Origin of the sequence: Flavivirga spongiicola (genome assembly GCF_030540825.1) — a bacterium.
GTDB lineage: Bacteria > Bacteroidota > Bacteroidia > Flavobacteriales > Flavobacteriaceae > Flavivirga > Flavivirga spongiicola.
The window spans coordinates 763,093-783,561 of sequence record NZ_JAUOEO010000002.1 but is presented as its reverse complement, the minus strand read 5'-3'; the positions used below and the strand labels follow the sequence as shown (position 1 = coordinate 783,561).

9 protein-coding genes are annotated in these 20,469 nt (G+C 34.1%); 4 read left to right on the top strand and 5 right to left on the bottom strand.

Annotation, left to right across the window (positions count from 1 at the left end; genetic code table 11):
• The first annotated feature begins 1 nt into the window (after window position 1).
• The 3 genes from Q4Q47_RS23305 to Q4Q47_RS23295 are packed head-to-tail and all read left to right on the top strand — an operon-like array spanning window position 2 to window position 3,795.
• A complete protein-coding gene (locus tag Q4Q47_RS23305) occupies window positions 2-1,711 on the top strand; it encodes a GMC oxidoreductase (RefSeq protein WP_303309131.1) in 1,710 nt (569 codons plus the stop codon).
• Window positions 1,712-1,731: 20 nt separating this feature from the next.
• Window positions 1,732-3,186 carry a sulfatase gene (locus Q4Q47_RS23300; RefSeq protein WP_303309130.1) on the top strand — a complete coding sequence of 485 codons (1,455 nt, stop codon included), beginning with the start codon at window positions 1,732-1,734 and terminating at the stop codon, window positions 3,184-3,186.
• 21 nt (window positions 3,187-3,207) lie between these two features.
• Window positions 3,208-3,795 (top strand): gluconate 2-dehydrogenase subunit 3 family protein, encoded by a 588-nt coding sequence (locus Q4Q47_RS23295; protein ID WP_303309129.1) that lies wholly within the window; start codon window positions 3,208-3,210, stop codon window positions 3,793-3,795.
• Between the two features lie 97 nt (window positions 3,796-3,892).
• Here Q4Q47_RS23295 and Q4Q47_RS23290 read toward each other — a convergent pair whose 3' ends face one another.
• Both Q4Q47_RS23290 and Q4Q47_RS23285 read right to left on the bottom strand, forming a co-directional pair.
• Window positions 3,893-7,351, bottom strand: coding sequence for a LamG-like jellyroll fold domain-containing protein (locus tag Q4Q47_RS23290; protein WP_303309128.1), 3,459 nt, complete (start codon window positions 7,349-7,351; stop codon window positions 3,893-3,895).
• A 189-nt stretch (window positions 7,352-7,540) separates the two neighbouring features.
• Window positions 7,541-11,032: a sulfatase-like hydrolase/transferase gene (locus Q4Q47_RS23285; protein WP_303309127.1), complete on the bottom strand. Its 3,492-nt coding sequence runs from the start codon at window positions 11,030-11,032 to the stop codon at window positions 7,541-7,543.
• Window positions 11,033-11,951: 919 nt separating this feature from the next.
• Between Q4Q47_RS23285 and Q4Q47_RS23280 the strand changes: the two genes are divergently transcribed.
• Entirely contained in the window at window positions 11,952-17,144 is a 5,193-nt protein-coding gene (locus Q4Q47_RS23280) for a LamG-like jellyroll fold domain-containing protein (RefSeq protein WP_303309126.1), read from the top strand.
• A gap of 373 nt (window positions 17,145-17,517) precedes the next feature.
• Here Q4Q47_RS23280 and hisS read toward each other — a convergent pair whose 3' ends face one another.
• The 3 genes from hisS to Q4Q47_RS23265 all read right to left on the bottom strand — a co-directional run bounded on the left by hisS (window position 17,518) and on the right by Q4Q47_RS23265 (window position 20,299).
• The gene (gene hisS, locus Q4Q47_RS23275) at window positions 17,518-18,888 is read right to left on the bottom strand and encodes a histidine--tRNA ligase (RefSeq protein ID WP_303309125.1); all 1,371 of its coding nucleotides are present in this window, start codon (window positions 18,886-18,888) and stop codon (window positions 17,518-17,520) included.
• A gap of 220 nt (window positions 18,889-19,108) precedes the next feature.
• Window positions 19,109-19,588 carry a nuclear transport factor 2 family protein gene (locus Q4Q47_RS23270; RefSeq protein WP_303309124.1) on the bottom strand — a complete coding sequence of 160 codons (480 nt, stop codon included), beginning with the start codon at window positions 19,586-19,588 and terminating at the stop codon, window positions 19,109-19,111.
• 243 nt (window positions 19,589-19,831) lie between these two features.
• The gene (locus tag Q4Q47_RS23265) at window positions 19,832-20,299 is read right to left on the bottom strand and encodes a DUF6495 family protein (protein WP_303309123.1); all 468 of its coding nucleotides are present in this window, start codon (window positions 20,297-20,299) and stop codon (window positions 19,832-19,834) included.
• Window positions 20,300-20,469: the final 170 nt, after the last annotated feature.

Sequence of the window (20,469 nt, the reverse complement as noted above, 5' to 3'; positions counted from 1 at the left end):
AATGAATGAAGTAAAGGAGTATGCAGAAACTTATGATGCCATCGTTATAGGTACTGGAGTTTCTGGAGGTTGGGCTGCCAAAGAATTGTGCGAACAAGGATTAAAAACGCTCGTTTTAGAGCGTGGTAGGATGGTTAAACATATCCAGGATTATCCAACCTTAAATAAGAATTCTTGGGACTATAAATATCGCGGATTGGTAAATCATAAAGATTTAAAACAACAAGAAAAACAAAACAGAACAGGTTATACTATAAGAGCCGAAAGTAAGCATTGGTTTGTAAATGATTTACAACATCCTTACAATGAAGAAAAAAGATTTGATTGGATACGAGGCTATCATGTAGGAGGACGTTCCATTACTTGGGGAAGACAAACCTTACGGTTAAGTGATTTGGATTTTGAAGCCAATAAAAAAGAAGACATTGCTGTCGATTGGCCTATTCGTTATAAAGACTTGGCTCCTTGGTATGATAAAGTAGAAAAGTTTATTGGTGTTTGTGGTGAAAAATTAGGTTTGCCACATTTGCCAGATGGTATTTTTTCACCTCCCATGGAATTAAATTGTGTGGAGCAAGAATTCAGAAATCAGATCGAACAAAATTACACCAATAGACACTTAATTATGGGTAGGTTTGCTCACTTAACTGGAAATACAGAACATGAAGGGAGGAGCAATTGTCAATACAGAAATCAATGTATTAGAGGCTGTGCATATGGTGGCTATTTCAGTAGTAATTCCTCTACACTACCAGCAGCTTCAAAAACGGGTAACATGACTTTGAGACCACACTCGATCGTCCACAAAATCCTATACGATGATACTAAAAAAATAGCAACAGGTATAGAAGTTATTGATGCCATAACCCATAAAAAAATGACGTTCTCGGCAAAAGTTATTTTTTGTTGTGCTTCTACTGTTGCCAGTACAGCCATATTATTGAATTCTACATCGAAGCGATTTCCTAATGGTTTGGGTAATGATAGTGGAGAGCTGGGACACAATTTAATGGATCATCATTTTAAGGTAGGTGCCACAGCAACTGTTGAAGGTTTTGATAATAAATTTTATGAAGGACAAAGACCCACAAGTTTTCATATCCCTCGATTTAGAAATCTTGGAGATAAAAACACGCAACAACGCTATTTAAGAGGTTTTGGTTTTCAAGGAAGTGCTAGCAGAAGCAATTGGCAAAGAGCCATAAAAGAACTATCTTTTGGAGAAGAATTAAAAGAAGAACTATTTAAACCGGGTCCATGGAAAATAGGAATGACAGGTTTTGGGGAGTGCTTACCATATCATGAAAATAAGATGTATTTAGATACGGAAAAAAAAGACGAATGGGGCATTCCTACGGTTACGTTTGATTGTGAGTTTAAAGAAAATGAAAAGCTCATGCGGGAAGATATACAAAAAGAAGCTGTAAAAATGCTTAAAGAAGCAGGATTTAAAAATGTAAAAGGATATGATAATCCTTGTTTTCCTGGTCATGGAATCCATGAAATGGGCACTGCCAGAATGGGTCATAATCCTAAAACTTCTGTTTTAAATAAAAACAATCAAATACACACAGTACCCAATGTATATGTTACCGATGGAGCCTGTATGACCTCATCTGCCTATCAGAACCCTTCTCTAACTTATATGGCACTAACAGCGCGTGCAGTAAAACATGCCGTACTGCAATTAAAAAGCAGAACATTTGATTAGACTAAAACTATAATAGTAAAATGAAAAACAGATTAGCCTTCCTAATTTCCTTTTTGGCAAGTACATGCTTATTAAATGCTCAAGTACAAGAAAAAATGAATGTTTTATTTATAATAGCAGATGATTTAACAACTACGGCTGTTTCCTGTTATGAAAATGGTGTTTCCAGAACGCCTCATATAGATAAAATTGCAAAAGAAGGCATTCAATATACCAAAGCCTATTGCCAATATCCCGTATGTGGTCCTTCCAGAGCCTCCCTAATGTCCGGTTATTACCCAAGTGCTACTCAAACTTATGGGTATGTTAGCGGAAGAGAAAATATAGGTGATAAACGTCATACACTACCTCAAATATTCAAGAAAAATGATTATTTCACAGCAAGAGTTAGCAAGATTTATCATATGGGAGTTCCTATAGATATTGAAATGGGAACAGACGGAACCGATGATATCGCCTCATGGAATGAAAGATATAATAGTCAAGGTCCCGAATGGAAAGCTAAAGGTGAAGGTGAACTGGTACAGGGAAATCCTGATGGCACCAAACCTATTAGAGGGGGAAATGTCATGACCATTGTTAAAGCCGATGGTGATGATATGTTACATTCTGATGGAAAAACAGCAGCCAAAGCCTCAGAATTGATACGCAAACATAAAAACACTCCATTTTTTCTAGCTGTAGGTTTTGTGCGCCCTCATGTTCCTTTTGTAGCCCCAAAAAGCTATTTCGAACCATATCCTTCTCAAGAAATAAAATTACCTTATAATTTTGATGGAGACTGGAACGATATTCCAAAAAAAGGAATCAATTATGTAAATAGTGTAAAAGATCAAATAACAAACCCCCAGAAAAAAAAGGCCATTGCCGCATACTATGCATCAGTTGCTTATATGGATAAACAAGTAGGTAAAATAATGAAAACCTTAAAAGAGGAAGGTTTAGAAGATAACACGATTGTTATTTTTACTTCGGACCATGGTTTTCATTTGGGAGAACATGAATTTTGGATGAAAGTTAGCTTAAAAGAAGAATCTGCACGAGTCCCTTTAATTATAAAAGTCCCTGGTAAATCTCCTCAAGTTTGTCATTCTTTTGTTGAGCTAATCGATTTATATCCTACGCTTTCAGAATTAGCAAAATTACCCTACTCAAAGCATGTACAAGGAAAAAGTTTAGTCAAAACAATAAACAATCCTAAACATAAAGTACGCGATATGGCTTTTTCTGTGACTCAAGGAGGTAAAACGTTTTTATTAAGAACAAAAAAATGGGCATATATTCAGTATAATGAAGATGCATCAGAAGGTATTGAACTATTTGATATGGAAACCGACCCGAAGCAATATCATAATTTGGCTAAACTTCCTCAATACGAAAAAGAGGTAGCATATTTTAAACAAAAATTAAAGCAAAAATTAAAAGATGTTAGAAATAATGATTTAGGAATCAACTATAAAATCAAAAAGCTTTAATCACTTGAATAAACAGTAAAAATGGATAGAAGACGTTTATTAAAAATAATGGGAGCATCAGTTGGGTATACAATGGCTACACCCGCACTACTCCATCTGCTAAGTTCCTGTGAATCTAAAACCGGAACAGGTTGGAAACCTATATTTTTAAATACAACACAAGCCTTTGTTGTGGAGCAATTGTCTGATATTATTTTACCTAAAGGGGAAAATATAGGGGCATTAGAAGTGAATACACCACAATTTATAGATCTTCTTTTAAAGAATGTCGTTTCAAAAAAAGAGCAAAACCTTTTTTTAAGAGGTGGTCGCATTTTTCAAAATAAATTTCAAGAACGGTTTGATAAAAGCGTTGAAAAAGGAACAAGAAAAAATTTTGAGGACATGTTAAGTCATTATTTCAAAAAAAACATTTCAGAACAAAAAGAAATACTAGAATTTATAGAAAAAAAAGAAGATAAAATTGATGATAATAATCAATATCTCATATATCATTTTTTAATAGCAATCAGAAAATTCACCCTCTTAGCCTATTATACCTCAAAAGAAATTGAACCTAAAATTTTTAACGCGCCTTCTTTCTCTTATCAACCTTGTAATACTTTATAAAAAAACAAATTACATAGGCTTTCTAGACCTCCTCATTTTTATTCTAATAAAACTAAGGTTTTCTATTTTATAGATCAATGAAGCGGTTTAAACTTTTTCAATATTTAATTAACTTTTTTGTAATAGTAGTTCCAAAGTTTTTACTAGTAATTTTAATAAAGTAAGCGCCTTTACTTAATTGGTTTAAACCTATCGGTATTTCAACTTTATCATTTTTACTTACTACATTTTTATTGTAAATAATTCTTCCGTTTAAATCGAATAGTACAATATCTAACGTGTCATTATTGTAATTTAATGGCACTTTTACGTTAATAGTTTCATTAAATGGATTGGGTGTTATAGATACATTTTCAAGGTTGAAGCTATTAGCACTTAAAGTTGTTTGAGCCGTTCCATCACAATCTTCATCAATAGCATTATCAGGAATTTCGGTGGCGTCTGGATTAATCCCAATATCAGAATCATCACAATCGGTTACTGGTAATACGGTTGCGGTATAACCTACTCCTGGGCTGGTACAGCTTTGAGTGGTAGATATTGCATAATTATCACCATCTGAGTCTAAATACCAAGTTGTACTAAGATCTTGAATTTGTACAGGTGTCAAAACAATATCATAAACTGCAAATGCATCCATTTTACCAGTAAAATAAGCATCTGAAGAATTTTGAAAACTATCATTTCCACTTAATTTCCCTCCAATACCACCATAACTAAAATGACTAGTTATTGAAGAAGGTGCACTATTACTATTTGCTACCTCACTACCATCTATATATAAAGTATGTTTTGTATTGGTGCCATCATATACTAATGCTATGTGGTGCCAATCACCATCTGATGGAAATGCCGCACTTAAGCTAGTAGAAACTGAAGAAGATTCTCTAACAATAGATTCTAAATCACTTCCATTTAATCTTATGGCTATACCAATATTTTGGCCACCTTCATCAAATATATCTTGAATTCCTATTAAATGAGTTGGCTTCATCCAGGCTGCAATACTTCTTGAACTTGTCGATGCATTTAAAAAACTATCAGGAGAGCTAGAATTAGTTGCATATTGAATAGCTTCCGTTCCATTAAACACTACAGACCGGTCTCCTTCTTTAAAATCTGAAATATCATATGTAATTCCAGTAGATGTTAAAGCCGTTGGGTTATGTGCATTTCCAGAAGCATCATCCGCATTACTTGCTAGATCAAAATCCCAATAGGCTTCATATCCGCTTGTTGGTTGACAACCAGCAGTTGAATTGGCAACAACTAAACACGAGGCATTTTGAATTAGTGAAGTAGATAACGCTGTATTATAAACAGAAAATGCATCCATTTTACCTGAAAAATAGCTATCTGCTGAAACACTAAAACTATCCCAACTACCAATCACTCCTCCAATACCACCTCCCGTAGTATTATGAGAACCAATAGAGCTTGGTGCTGAACTATTTGTAGCTACTTCAACACCGTCAATATATAGTTTGTGGCTCGTAATCGATCCATCATATACTAAAGCGACATGATGCCAATCGCCATCAGACGGAAAAGCGGCACTCAAACTATTTGAAATTATTGAAGACTCTCTTACTATGGACTCTAAATCTGAACCATTAAGGCGCATTGCTATCCCTACCGTATTACCTCCTTCATCAAATATTTCTTGAATTCCTGACAAGTTAGTAGGTTTTATCCATACTGAAACTGTTCGAGCAGTTGTTATTTCAGATAAAAATGTAGCACTACTATAGTTTATATCAACCGTTCCATCAAATATGACTGATTGATCTCCTTCTTTAAAATCTATAGTATCATAGGTTAATGTACCATTAACGGGGTTTGGATCATGTCCATTTCCAGAAGCGTCATTAGCATCACTAACGGAATCGAAATCCCAATAAGCTTCATATCCTGCTACTGCCTGACAACCATCTGTTGAATTTGAACCACTTCCAGAAGTACTAATTATATAAGGTAAAGGAACTGTTAGTCCATTACTTCTGTAAGTTGGTAAAGGAGCAGATATATTTATTAAATGATTTCGTAAATCAGTACTCATATCATTACCAATAATTAATGTAGCTGAATCTGGGCTACCTGCTAATAAATTAGTAGTTTCACTTATATCATTTATTAAGTGATACAATTCATAAGATTCTGTTTCATAATTATAAATTAATTTATAATCTCCTTTTCTAATAATAGAAACGGGTCTGGCATCACGATTTGAATCTATAAGATACCCTGGATAATGCCAGTATAAGGCATCTCTACCTAAAGCAGTCCCGTTAGTTAGCATTTGCCAATGACTTACGCCATCAATATCATAACTAGCTGGTAAAGTACCACCGGCAACTTCTACAAATGTTGGATATATATCAAACCCAATAATAGGCGTTGTATTAATGGTTCCTTTATTTGCTAACCATGGTGCTTCAGACCATACAATACTAACGGATCTGATCCCGCCTTCGTACCATTCTCCTTTCATGCCCCTTAAAGGACCAGCATCATCACTATGAACTGCCCCTCCATTATCTGAAATAAAATAAACTAAGGTATTTGCCGATAACATTTGCCCTGGGTTTCTAGGGTCTGCTGTCGTTTTTAAATAATCTATTAATCTACCTATGGTCTGATCCATACCTTCAGCTAAAGCTGCTTGTCCAGGTTTTCTATCATGCCCCATGGAGCTTGGATCACTAATAGCTTTTGCATTATATTTCGCCCTTAAATCTGGTCGTGCATCACTTGGGTTAAATGGACCATGTATAGCAAAATTGCTAAAATGCATGAAAAAAGGACTGTTAATATTTGCATCGATAAAATCCATAGCTGCATCTGCCATCGCATCGGTAACATGTTTTGCTGTGCCCTCTAAAGAATTATCTCCAGCCAACATTAAAGATTCTGCTGCGGTATAAGGATCTGCATACGGATCTAATTCAGGTCCAATACTGCTGCCAAAAGTATATGGAGCTCCACTGTTGGATGCAAAATAATTACCTGGGTTCCCTTTGGTTCCGCCTCCATAATTAACATCAAACCCCTGATCAGTTGCTGCATTATCAGTAACATTAGTTGCTTCATTTTCTCCAACATGGTATTTTCCTAAATGTACTGTTCTATAACCGGCTACCTTCATGGTTTCTGCTAAGGTTATAGCTGTAACAGGAAGTTCATCTATTCCGCTCGGCAACCCATTATCTGGACCAACAAGTAAGGTAGAATTCCCCCCTCTATTTAAATTATCAACAGCAAATATGTTATTTGTTGGCCGTGAAGCATATTGCCCACTTAAAAGTGCCGCTCTTGTTGGCGCACAGTTTGAGCCATTAACATAACCATAAGGAAAAGCTATACCTTCACTAGCTAATGTTTCCAGTCTAGGTGTTTCAAAAAAATCACTTGGGTTATTTAAATTAGTTAATCCTGTACTAACTTGAGACCACCCCATATCGTCTGCTATAATAACAATGACGTTTGGGGATTGAGAGTAAACTTTATTAACTACAATAGAAAATAACAGCAATAAATAAGTAGTTATTGTTTTCATAAATTTGGGAGTTAATAATTTATAGTCTTAACAAAAATAATGTATTTTATCGAATAAAAACATCATTTTATCGGTTTTTTATATAAATACTACATGCTATGTAAGAAATTAATCTAATTAAAAAAGCAAAAAGAGAAGGATTATATCCTTCTCTTTTTAATAAAAATTGCAATGCGTTTTTATCTTATTTTAATTCTTTACAACTCGCTTGCGAATGGTTTTTCCATCAATATTTATATTAATTAAATACTGACCACTTTCTAAATTCGAGGTTGGTATCTTAATTAATGTTTCTTTTGAATAATCCTCTTCGATAATCAATTGACCAAGCATATTGAATATCCGTATATTAGATTGAATATATTCAGCTTGGATTTTAATAATCAACTCCTCTTTAAACGGATTAGGATAAAGTATAGTTTCAATTTCTGTTAAATTAAGTTCCTCTTCGTCTATAGTTCCTATGTCTGTTTTTGTTTTATTAGAAGTTATTTTTGAAGATCCACCAGAACTACAACCACTAATAACAACATCATCTATATATACCCAATCTGAATTTCCAGAAGCATCAGCTCTAAACCTTAGCTGAGTAGTAGAAGTAAACGGACCAGAAATTATAACCTGATCTGTATAAAATTGATCATTTACAAATTCATCATCTCTATTCCATTCTTCTACTGTTGTAAAATTTCCACCGCCATCTGTAGATATTTGCAGCCAAAAGTCTTCATTACTATTATCCATACTTCTACAGTAATAGCCAAAATCAACAGTAATCTCTTCATAAATTGACAAATCTAAATTATCCGTAGTTGTAACAGATGTTGAAGTATTATCTCTTAACCTCACGCAATAAGTTCCGTTAGCATAGATCGCATCATTTGAACTTCTTCTACTATCTGACCCGCCATCATTCCAAATACCCCATCCAGATTCAAAGTTTTCGGAGTTAATAACAGAGTAAGAGCACCCTACTGAATTTACCGTTACAATAACATCGTCGATAGAACTACAGCCATTTTGGGTAACTGTGACTGTATATGTTGTTGTGGATGTTGGACTTACATTAATACTTGCTGTAGTCGCTCCAGTACTCCATAAATAGGTACCCCCTCCTGTGGCTGTCAAAGTAGTTGAATTTCCTTCATCAATGGTGACATCAGCCCCTGCATCTGCAACTGGTAAGGCATTTACTGTTACTATAACATCGTCATCATCTGATGTACTTCCATCTGAAACTGTAACTGTATATGTTGTAGTACTTGTTGGACTTACTGAAATACTTGCAGTAGTAGCTCCTGTATTCCATAAATAAGTGGTGCCGCCTGAAGCTGTCAAGGTAGTGCTATCGCCATCACAAATTGTAACATCTGGCCCTGCATTTGCAACTACAACTGGTGGTGCAGTACAAGCTGAATCATTAATTTCTGTTGCACCTAAGACCCCATTGTAAACTACAAAAGCATCCATTTTCCCTGTAAAAAAAGCATCAGTAGTATTTTTAAAACTATCCGTTCCACTGAGCCTTCCACCAATACCACCAAACCCTGTATGCGTTCCTATTGAGGATGGCGCAATTCCCGAAGCAACCTCAACACCATCAATATAAAGTCTTTGAATAACATTTCCGCCATCATATACTAAAGCAACGTGATGCCAATTACCATCATTTGGAAATGGAGAACTAATTTGTACAAAAGTTGTACCGCTATCTCTTACAACATATTCTAAATTACTCCCATTTAATCTCAAGGCTATACCAATAGATCCACCTCCTTCATCATATACATTTTGTAAACCAGTAAGATTAGTTGGTTTAACCCATACCATCATAGTTCTAGTTGTTGTAGCTGCATTTAAAAATGTTCCATCACTATACTGTATTTTTGTTGAACCATTAAAAACAGCAGATTGATCACCCTCTTTAAAATCTAAATTATCTCCGGTAATCACTCCAACTGTAGTTATTGGATTGTGTGAATTTCCAGAAGCATCTTCACTTATGGTTGCATTAGCTATATCAAAATCCCAATAAGCTTCATATCCACTTGTTGGTTGACAACCATCTGTAGAATTAGGAGTACCTCCATTAATATCAATTATATAAGGTAAAGGTACTGTTGTACCATTACTTCTGAATGTTGGTAAAGGCGCAGAAATATTTATCAAATGATTCTGCAAATCTGTGCTCAAGTCATTAGCAATAATTAATGTGGCTTGATCTGGACTACCAGCTAATAAGTTTGTTGTTTCGCTAATATCAGTAATCAAATTATACATCTCATAAGATGCTGTTTCGTAATTATGAATCAATTTATAATCCCCTTTTCTTATAACAGATACTGGTCGTTGGTCTCTATTTGAATCTATAAGATATCCAGGAAAATGCCAAAAAAGTGATTCTCTTGTCATTGCTGTACCATTGCTCAACATTTGCCATTGGCTTTCTCCATCAATATCATATCCACCAGGAAGAGATGCTCCTCCAATTTCTGCGATTGTTGGATACAAATCAAAAGCAAGAATAGGTGTATTATTTACTGTACCTTTATTAGCCAACCAGGGAGCTTCAGACCAAGCTATTGTCACAGAACGAATACCGCCTTCATACAATTCACCTTTCATTCCTTTTAAAGGACCATTATCATCAGTACCTATTGCACCACCATTATCTGATATAAAATATACTAAAGTGTTTTCAGATAACATTTTTCCTGGGTTTCTAGGATCCGCAGTAGTTTTTAAATAATTTACTAATCTACCAATAGTTTGATCCATACCTTCAGCAATAGCAGCTTGACCAATACTATTGTGTCCCATTTGGCTTGGTGTTTTAGCTTGATATTTAGTCACAAGATCTGGGCGAGCATTTCCAGTATCAAAAGGACCATGAATAGCAAAATTGCTAAAATGCATAAAAAAAGGTGTGCTTTTATTTATTTCCATCCAATCAATGGCAGCATCTGCCATAGCATCACTAACATGTTTTTTAGTTCCTTCTAATGCGTTATCTCCATTTACAGATAAAGAAATAGATTCTGCTGCGGTATATGGAGAAGCATATACATCTAATTCAGGTCCAATATTACTGTGAAAAGTATATGGAGCACTGCTAGAAGCAAAATAACTCCCTGGGGCTCCTTTTGTACCGCCACCATAATTAGTATCAAAACCTTGATCTGTAGCAGCATTATTTGTTGTGTTTGTACTTTCGTTTTCACCTACATGAAATTTTCCAAGATGAACTGTGGCATAACCTACAGTTTTCATTGTTTCTGCAATTGTAACAGCGCTTACTGGTAATTCATCAATGCCAGATGGTAATCCTTGTGAGGGTCCAATAAGCAAAGTACTACTACCTCCTCGATTTAAATTATCGACTGCCCAAATATTATTGTTCGGACGTGAAGCATATTGACCACTTAAAATAGCAGCTCGCGTAGGTGCACAATTGGCGCCATTGACATAAGCATATGGAAATGCAATGCCTTCCGATGCCAGTGTTTCCAAGGTTGGAGTTTCGTAGAAATCGCTTGGGTTGTTCAAATTTGTTAATCCCGTACTGACTTGTGACCAGCCCATATCGTCGGCAATGACGACAATGACATTAGGGGATTGAGAGGAGAGAAAATTAAAAAATAAAATAAATAGCAATAAACATAAACTTTTAATTGTTTTCATGTTTAAAAAGATTGGTTAGTATTTCAACAAGTTAGTATTTTTTTTCAACAAATAGCGAAAATTCAAACAGACTTATAAACATTATCCTACACTTACTAACAACTCAAAATCTTTTATAACTGTAAGCTATAGATTTTCAACACATTGCCCTTAAATTGCAAAGGATCAATACTATTATACTTCTTGTCTATTTACTAAATAAAATGAACTCTTTGCATTTAAAACATGTCAAAAAGGTTGATTATAAATAGAAAATTATACTGAAAACTACTTGTAATACTAAATTGAATTTAATCGAAAAGAATTCCCCGATGCTTGCGTCGGGGTTTCCACAGAAATTGTCATTCCCGTGAAATCGAAGATTCATGAATACAAAAATTTGAAATTAGTATCTATGAATAAAACGGGAATCTAAATAACAGAATTTTGGTTTTTGACCCTAAGGTCAAAATGAAACCAGCGAAATGCCCATGTGGCTTGCTCTGGGGATAGTTGGTTTCAAGAAATTCTTTATTTCCCATATTTTGTCTTTTTATTATATCGTAGCGATATTATGATGTGCAAAAAAACTTCATATCTAAAGACAAAAGCATGACTCTTCCCTTAAATAAAAATTCTGTAAATTAATTAATACACCAAAACTATTATTCTTTTCAAATTGGGTGGCTAATTTTTAAAACCGTCTCAAAACATAAAGCAAATATTACACATAAATAATACAAGTATTATATAGCAATAATATAAGTATTACAAAAATACAAAATGACACATAAAAACTTAAAAAACAGATATTTATATCAAAAAAGACAGAAAATACATTAAAAACACAATGCATTTCATCGATTATTTTTGCATTTCACGGAATATTGTAGTACGTTTGCTTCAAATATTTAGCCCCAAACTAAAATTCTAACCTCTTATGGAAAATTTCTCCTCATTCTCCAAGTACATCCTTTTTGGGCTATTTCTATGTTATAGCTTCACTGCTATTTCTCAAGATTTTAAGATACAGCATATACAAGATGATATTGGTAATACTGGCGGTACTAACACTAGTTTTACTGCTGTGTCTTCTACAAATAGCGCTTTTGCTTTAGCTAATAATAACCGTAAAACAAATGCGGGGAGCTCTGGAACCAGTAGTGCTTTTCAAGGAGATGATTTAGCAGGAGCCAGAAGACTTACAGCAACTGGCACATTAACTTATTACCGAGAATCTGGTTCAGATCCAGTAGCTGCTGGTATGCGTTTCAATACCTCTATATGGGAATATATTGGAACTGGTGGAGGTGCTAATGAAATGATTATAAGAGGAAGATATGCTATTCCTTTAAACGGAACAACAATTAGTGCAACCCAAGCATTAACTGGAGTCGTTAATGCAAATAAGTGTATCCCTTTTATTACAGGTATAATGAATAATGTGACATCACAAGGTGCAGATTCGGGTACGGCTATAGCTTACTTATCTAATGCTACAACGCTTAATGTTTTAAAAGGATCTAACGCAAATAATGTAACCGTATATATAACTGTTGTAGAATTTACGGGATCTAACTGGACAGTTCTTCATGGTGATTCTGGTAGTGTAAGTGCCGATACGGGTACCATTACCCTTAATGATAATGAAGATGGAAATTCTGGAACTAGCACATCTGTAAGTGATTGGTCTGAAGCCATTATCTTTAGTCACCATATTGGAGATACAGGTACAAATAATGTTAATGATGCAAGGTCAGATAACTGGCCTTTAATGGATCCTGGTTCAGATAATCAAAGTGTAGACTGGACATTTAATGGTGACCATAATTCTGCTGGTACAAACAGGCATTTCACTCATGTTTTAGTAAATTCAAATATTACTGTTGCACGATTTCAGGATACAAGTAGTACCGCAGATGAATCCACTATTGATATAACTTCTGCCGGGTTAACTGATCTAAGTCAAGCATTAATTGTTGGATCTTCCACTACAAGTGGTACCAGCGCATTTTATGCTAGAGGTTGGAGAAATTATTATTTCAACTCTTTAACTGAAGCCGCACACTGGTCTCACAGAAGTGGTAGCACCATGGCTCATGAAATCCAAATAGTTAATTTTGTTGCTCCTGCCCCAGTTCAAACGGAAGGACCAGGTGGTATTACCACTAACTTAGAATTATGGCTTAAAGCAGACTCTGGTGTTGAAGAGGCTGCCAGTGATAGTGCCGAAGATACAGACCCTGTATTAAATTGGTTGGATCATACCATAAACAATAATGATGCAATTCAATCCACAGGATTAAATAAGCCCATTTTTGCAGAAAACACTATTAACTTTAACCCCACGGTAGATTTTGATGGTACAAATCATGAAATGTCTGCTAGTGCTGCTACCAATTCTCAAATTACAATTTTTGCTGTTGCTGAAGGAGCATACAGCTCAACCAAAAGTTTAATAGATTTAGATAATGGTGCAAATGGGTCTGTTTACGTAGAACAAACTGCTGCAACAACTTTTCAAGGTAGCTATACTGATAGTGCTTCATCAACATCTGGTGTAGTGAGTAATGATTTAACTGCAACTACAAGCGGAACACCATATTTGATAAATTATAGACACCTTACTGGTGAAAAAAATAGATTGTTTATCAATGGTATTGTACAAACAGTACCAGGTGTTAACACGAATGCAAATACCCTTTCTGGAAACTTTACAGCTGGTATTGGAGCTAATCTTTCAACATCTTCAACTAGATGGAATGGTGGTATAGCAGAAATGATTGTATACAATTACAAAGTACCACAAGCAGATAGATGGAAAATAGAATCTTACCTAGCTATAAAATACGGTATTACTCTAGGTGTTAACGGAACATCTCAAGATTATGTAGATTCTGATAATAGAGTTATTTGGGATCAATCAGATAATGCCGGGTATAACTATAACGTAACTGGAATTGGACAAGATGACAAATCAGAATTAAACCAAAAACAATCTAAATCTATTAATACAACGGATGATATTACTATTGGGATTAAAGATATTGCTACGAACAATAGCACAAATACAAACGCCTTTTTTGCAGATAAAACATTCCTAATCTGGGGGCATGATAATGGTGCAACAACAGCAACTACAGATATTACTAAAGATTTTGGTGCTGGTACAGGAGTTACAGCCAATGTAAATGTCACACCTATAGTAAGAAAATGGAAAATGGTTGTTACAGATTCTATTCCAACTATAAAACTTTCTATTCCAGAATCTATGGTATCAGCCACCAATCCAGGCGGAGAGGAATATGTCATGATCGTTGCTGATGATGCTTTATTTACAACCAATGTTACATCGGCAACCATGGAAGATGTTGGCACCGAATTAGAAGTTGACTTTTATTTTGAAGGTACTAAGTATATTACATTTGGGTCTACTCCAGAAGTTGACCTAGGTTCTCGTTCCGTGTTTTTTGATGGTACAGACTCGTACATTACTGCTGGCGATGTAAATGACTTAGCTAATATGGATTATACCATTAGTGCATGGGTAAAACGTGATTCTATTAAATTTGATATCATTTCAAAGCGAAACTACTTTCACGAAGCCCCAGGGCCACCTTCTGAAACTTATACACATGGTTATTCGTTTAGAATAAACACAGATGGTAAATTTAGAATGGTATGGAGAGACCCCGAAGATTCTGCCAATAATGTCATGGAAACGTCTGCCATGATACCATCCAAAGAATGGCATCATATCGCAGCTACATACGATTCTGGCACCAATATGACCAATTTGTACATTGATGGTTATTTGGAAGATTCTGACAATACACTAAACGCCATGAATACACCCTCTGATGCTCATTTTATAATAGGAGCTGCTCATCACATAAAAAGACAGCAAAAAGCTAAAGGTAATGTGGATGAAGTACGTGTTTGGGATGTAACCCTTACCGGTGATCAGATTCGATACATTATGAATCAAGAAATTGAAGAAAATGGGGCACTAAATGCCGATGGAAAAGTTTTACCATTAGCTACCACAAAAAACGAAATAATGTCTATTCCCTGGAATAACTTAATTGCTTATTACCCAATGAGTATGATAGTTTTTGGCAGCATTAAAGATGAATCTAATAGCGGTAATGACGCATCGATGATAAATTATGATGGTATTGATGTGCAAACCGCTCCATTACCTTACAAAACAATTCAAAACGGTGACTGGGATGATTCGGCTACTTGGGAAAATGGAAATGTACAATATTTACCAGGAGTTGATTCTTATTTAGATGCACTGGAAACCATTGATTATAATATTGTTCAAATCGATCATAATGTAACTATGGACAATTCCGATAATTTACTCATTCCTGCATCGAGAAATGGTAACAGAACGCTATTAGGTTTAATTATTAATAGTGGTGAATTACAAATTGCCGGTAGTAATGCTACAAATACTGGTTATGCATTAACAGTTTCTCATTATTTAAAACTTGACGGTACCATTGATTTAGAAGGCGAATCACAGTTGATACAAACTGTAGATAGTGACTTAGACACCAGTAGTTCAGGATCATTAGAACGTGACCAACAAGGTACACGAGATTTATACACATATAATTATTGGTCGTCTCCTGTTGGAAGAACTAATACTTCAAACAATAATGTTAACTATACGCTTCCTGAAATACTCAATGACGGTTTAGATTCTGCCAACCCTCTTACTATTAATTTTTTAACATCTGGATATAATGGTACACCGGGGACTGTAGGAACTACTCCAATTGGAATTGCAGATTATTGGATATGGAAGTACGCTAATAGACCGACCGATAATTACCCTTCCTGGCAGCATATTAGAAGTAATGGTTTACTTAATATTGGTGAAGGTTTTACCATGAAAGGTGTTGAAGATACGGGAGGCCTTATAACACAAACCCAAAACTATGTGTTTAGTGGTAAACCAAATAATGGTGAAATCACTTTAAGCTTATCTGCTGGTAATGATTATTTAATTGGTAACCCATACCCTTCTGCTATTGATGCTAATGAATTTATACTAGATAATATTAGCGATGGTCTAGGTAGAGCAGCAAGCAATATTATTAATGGAACCCTTTATTTTTGGGATCATTTTGCTGTTGACTCACATCTTTTAAAAGAATATCAGGGAGGCTATGCCACATATACTCTTATAGGAACTACAGTTGCCATATCTAATGATACTAGAATTAATAATACTGGTGCATCAGGTACAAAAACACCGGGACAATACATTCCTGTAGGACAAGGCTTTTATGTTGTGGCAGATACTGGCGGCACTATAACATTTAAAAATAGTCAACGTACTTTCGTTACAGAAGCATCAGCTTCTTCTTCTTTTCTCAAACCTGGAAATACAAAAAAGCAAAAAAGCAAAACCCAAAAAGGAAAAATTGATAACAGACAAAAAATCAAGTTAATGTTTGATTCTCCAGATGGCTATCATCGTCAATTATTAGTTGGAGTTGATGAGCATACAACTAATGGATGTGATATTGGTTATGACGCGCCATTAATTGAAGACAATAAAGAAGACATGTTCTGGGTATTTTCAGATAATGAATATATTATTCAAGCTGTAAATAATTTTAATTTAGAACAAAAGCTACCAATGGGCATTAGAATTGGTAAAGAAGGTATTGCTTCTATTAAAATAGATGACCTAGAAAATATAAGCAATGATTTAGATATCTATTTAAATGATAAAGAATTAGATATTTATCACAACCTAAGAGATGGCAATTATGAAGTATACTTACCAGTTGGAAATCATTTAGATCGTTTTGAAATCACTTTTTCAAATGGTTCATCATCAAACTCGTTAGATGTTGATGATATTGAAGATACAGCACTTCAGGTATATTTCTCTAATGAAAAAGAAAGCATTATTGTTCATAATCCAACATTAAAAGACATAGAATCTATTGAAATGTTTAATATACTTGGTCAATCTTTATTACAGTTTGAGCCTAAAACTAATACCAACTATATAGAATATAACGTAAGCCAAATTAAAACAGGAAGTTATATATTGAAAATAGAAACTAAAGATGGAAAAATATCCAAAAAAGTATTAGTTAAATAATAGTTTCCCTTTGGTTAATTATTAGTAAAATTTATCAATTCATTTAAAATAGAAAACAGATTAATAGTCGTTTTCGTATCAACAATTCTATATTTTTATTTGATAGCAAATGTTAAAAATACACACTTCATCGTGTTTTTATGCGTTTTATCGTGTTTTATTAAAAATAAAATGTATATTAGCTTCATAAATAATTTACTATGAAATATTTATAAACAAATATTTAGTCTCAAACTAAATGAACCTATTTCTAAAAAAGTATTGAAAAAAAGAGTTAGTTGAGTTAGTTTTATTTGAGTTAGTCACTTGAACCCCAAATCTGTTTTTTACTTAACTATACTTTGAGTCCTAAATTAATTTTTAGGACTCATTTTTATTTTACAAGATTGATTAACGCATCCAGAGGCACTTTATGTTGCTCTCCAGAATTCATATTTTTTAATGTATACGTGTTTGAACTTACTTCCTCCTCTCCTACTAAAACAACGAACGGAATAGCACGCTTATTCGCATGATTCATTTGCTTTTTCATTTTAGCAGCATCTGGGTATAATTCGGATTTTATGCCTTGTAATCGTAATTCATTAATAGCTTTTAAACTAAACAAAGCTTCTTTATCACCAAAGTTTATAAAAAGTACCTCAACATTTTTATTGACTGCTTCTGGGAACAAATCCAATTCGTCAAGAACTAAATAAATTCTATCTAAACCAAAACTAATCCCTACACCACTCACATTTTTCATTCCAAAAATGCCCGTTAGGTCGTCATAGCGACCACCACCGCCAATGGAGCCCATTTTCACATTTTTCGGTGTTGACACTTCAAAAATAGCACCTGTGTAATAGTTTAGTCCACGTGCCAGCGTTACATCCAATTGCAAAGTTGCAGTAGATAATCCTAATTCTGAAATCGCTGTATCTATAAATGCTAATTCTTCAATACCCTTTTTTCCTTCTTCGGAAGTACCAAGAATACTTTTTAAACTATCAATTTGAGACTCGAAAGACCCTGATAAAGTAAATAAGGGTTGAAGTTTAGCAATACCTTCTTCAGAAATACCTTTGCTTAGCATTTCTGCTTTGACCTTCTCCTCTCCTATTTTATCTAATTTGTCTAACGCAACGGTAAAATCTATTAATTTATCTGAAGCTCCTATAACTTCGGCTATTCCAGAAAGTATCTTTCTATTATTTATTTTGATGATAACACCTTCAAGTTTTAAAGCTGAAAAAACATTATCATACAATTGAATAAACTCTACCTCTTGCCATAAAGACTTAGAACCAACGACATCAGCATCACATTGATAAAACTCTCTAAAACGTCCTTTTTGTGGTCTATCAGCTCTCCAAACGGGTTGTATTTGGTAACGTTTAAAGGGGAGTTCAATCTCGTTTTGGTGTTGTACTACATAACGTGCAAATGGGACGGTTAAATCGTATCGGAGTGCTTTTTCTGATATACTTGATGTTAATTTATTAGAGTTTTTTGTATCATAAGCTTCATTATTGGCTTTAGATAAATAATCTCCAGAATTTAAAATCTTAAAAATCAAACGATCCCCTTCTTCGCCATATTTTCCCATTAAAGTATCAGAGTTTTCAAAACTAGGAGTTTCAATAGGTAGAAACCCGAACGTTTCAAATGCACCTCGAATGGTATTAAAAATGTAATTACGCTTTGCTACTTGTTCTGGATTAAAATCTCTGGTGCCTTTTGGTATACTTGGTTTTTGAGCCATATCTAGTACCTGTCTTTCGACTCCGCTAAAGATTAACTATAGCAGAAATATTTTTTATGATTATTATTCTTTAATAGTGAATTCCTACTTCCGTAGGAACGACAAAACAACTCAATGCTTAAATCAACGGCAAAAATATATAATGAAATTGTCATTACGAGCTTTTTCTATAGAAAAAAGCGTAGTAACCTTTTTAAATTGAAATTAATAACTACCCTCATTATTTTATTTTCCCATCATGAAACCCAGCTCTTTTCCATGCTCCAGATTCATATACCCAAATATTGGTAATTCGATATTCATTATTTTTAATATCACTACTTTTTTTATTTGATACGGTTACCTTTCCAGTCACCATTGCAGTGTTTCCATATAATTCAATTTCTGTTTCGCTCAGCTTGTATTCTATAACTTCAAGATTCCCTGATTGAATTTCTTTTTCCCTTTTACTCAAATAATTGATCCAATCTTTTTTTCTTATCGATTTCGAGTTTCCATTAGTATGTAAATAGTTTTCAGTTATCATAGATTCCAATACTTTTACATTTCCTTCTTGAAAGGCTTTGTTAAATTTATCTATCGATTCTAACAATTGTTGTTCTAAGTCAATTTTAGTTTTTTCCTGAGTTGCTTCTTTGTTTACACACTGAGATAAAGTAACAACCAATATAAAAGTCAAAAAGGTTTTAAATAACTTCATATATTTTATGCTTTTGATTTAATTAGAAATTTTTATACAAAGTAAAATGGTTTGTTATTTTTGTTCTTGAATAACAACATTATTACTTTTCCATGGTTCAGGAATTTCGAGCGATCTTGATGTTTCTTCCAACCACTTTATTTGAGAAAAATTCTCATATGCAATATAATAATTCTATGTATAATCTCTACAAGATAAACTCGGTATCATAAACAACTAGAGACTCCCTTTTACCTTAAAGAATTAATTTATCAGCTTATCAAAATACTTAAATAAATCGCCTTTAGTAATCACAGCGCCCTGTTCGATCATTTTAAATTTATCTAAGTTTTTATCGTCTGTATAGTCTTTATCTGCTTGTAAAAATTCAACGTTTTCATCCATTAAATTTTCACGTAACCAATTATATCCCTCTTTAGTGGTAATATCCACATCATTTTTTAAAGTAAGTGCTATGACGAACATTTTATCTTCAGCTAAACGAAACAAATACATATGCTGAGGAGATATATGTTCCAGGTATTCTGCTTTATTTAAAACGCCTTCCCAAATGAGATCGCTAAACACATCCAGCTCCATTTCTGCCAATTCCGGTTTGTTTGCCTTAAGGTTAGTCCACTCATCAGCAGTGATAGATTGTGTTGCTAAAAAGTTAATAAACTCTTGGTGTAGTTCTTCAAACTGTTCTTTGGTAAGTCTTGAGTATTTCATATAAATTAAAAATCAATTACAAAACAAGTTTCATAATATTTGGGTATGATCCCGCTAAAAAGCGGGATTAGTTCAATTTACAATTTTGTATACGTCTTCTAGACTTTTCAAAATTGAATTTCACTAAAAAAAATGCACTCCCATAGTTGGGAGCGCAAATTTAATAATAT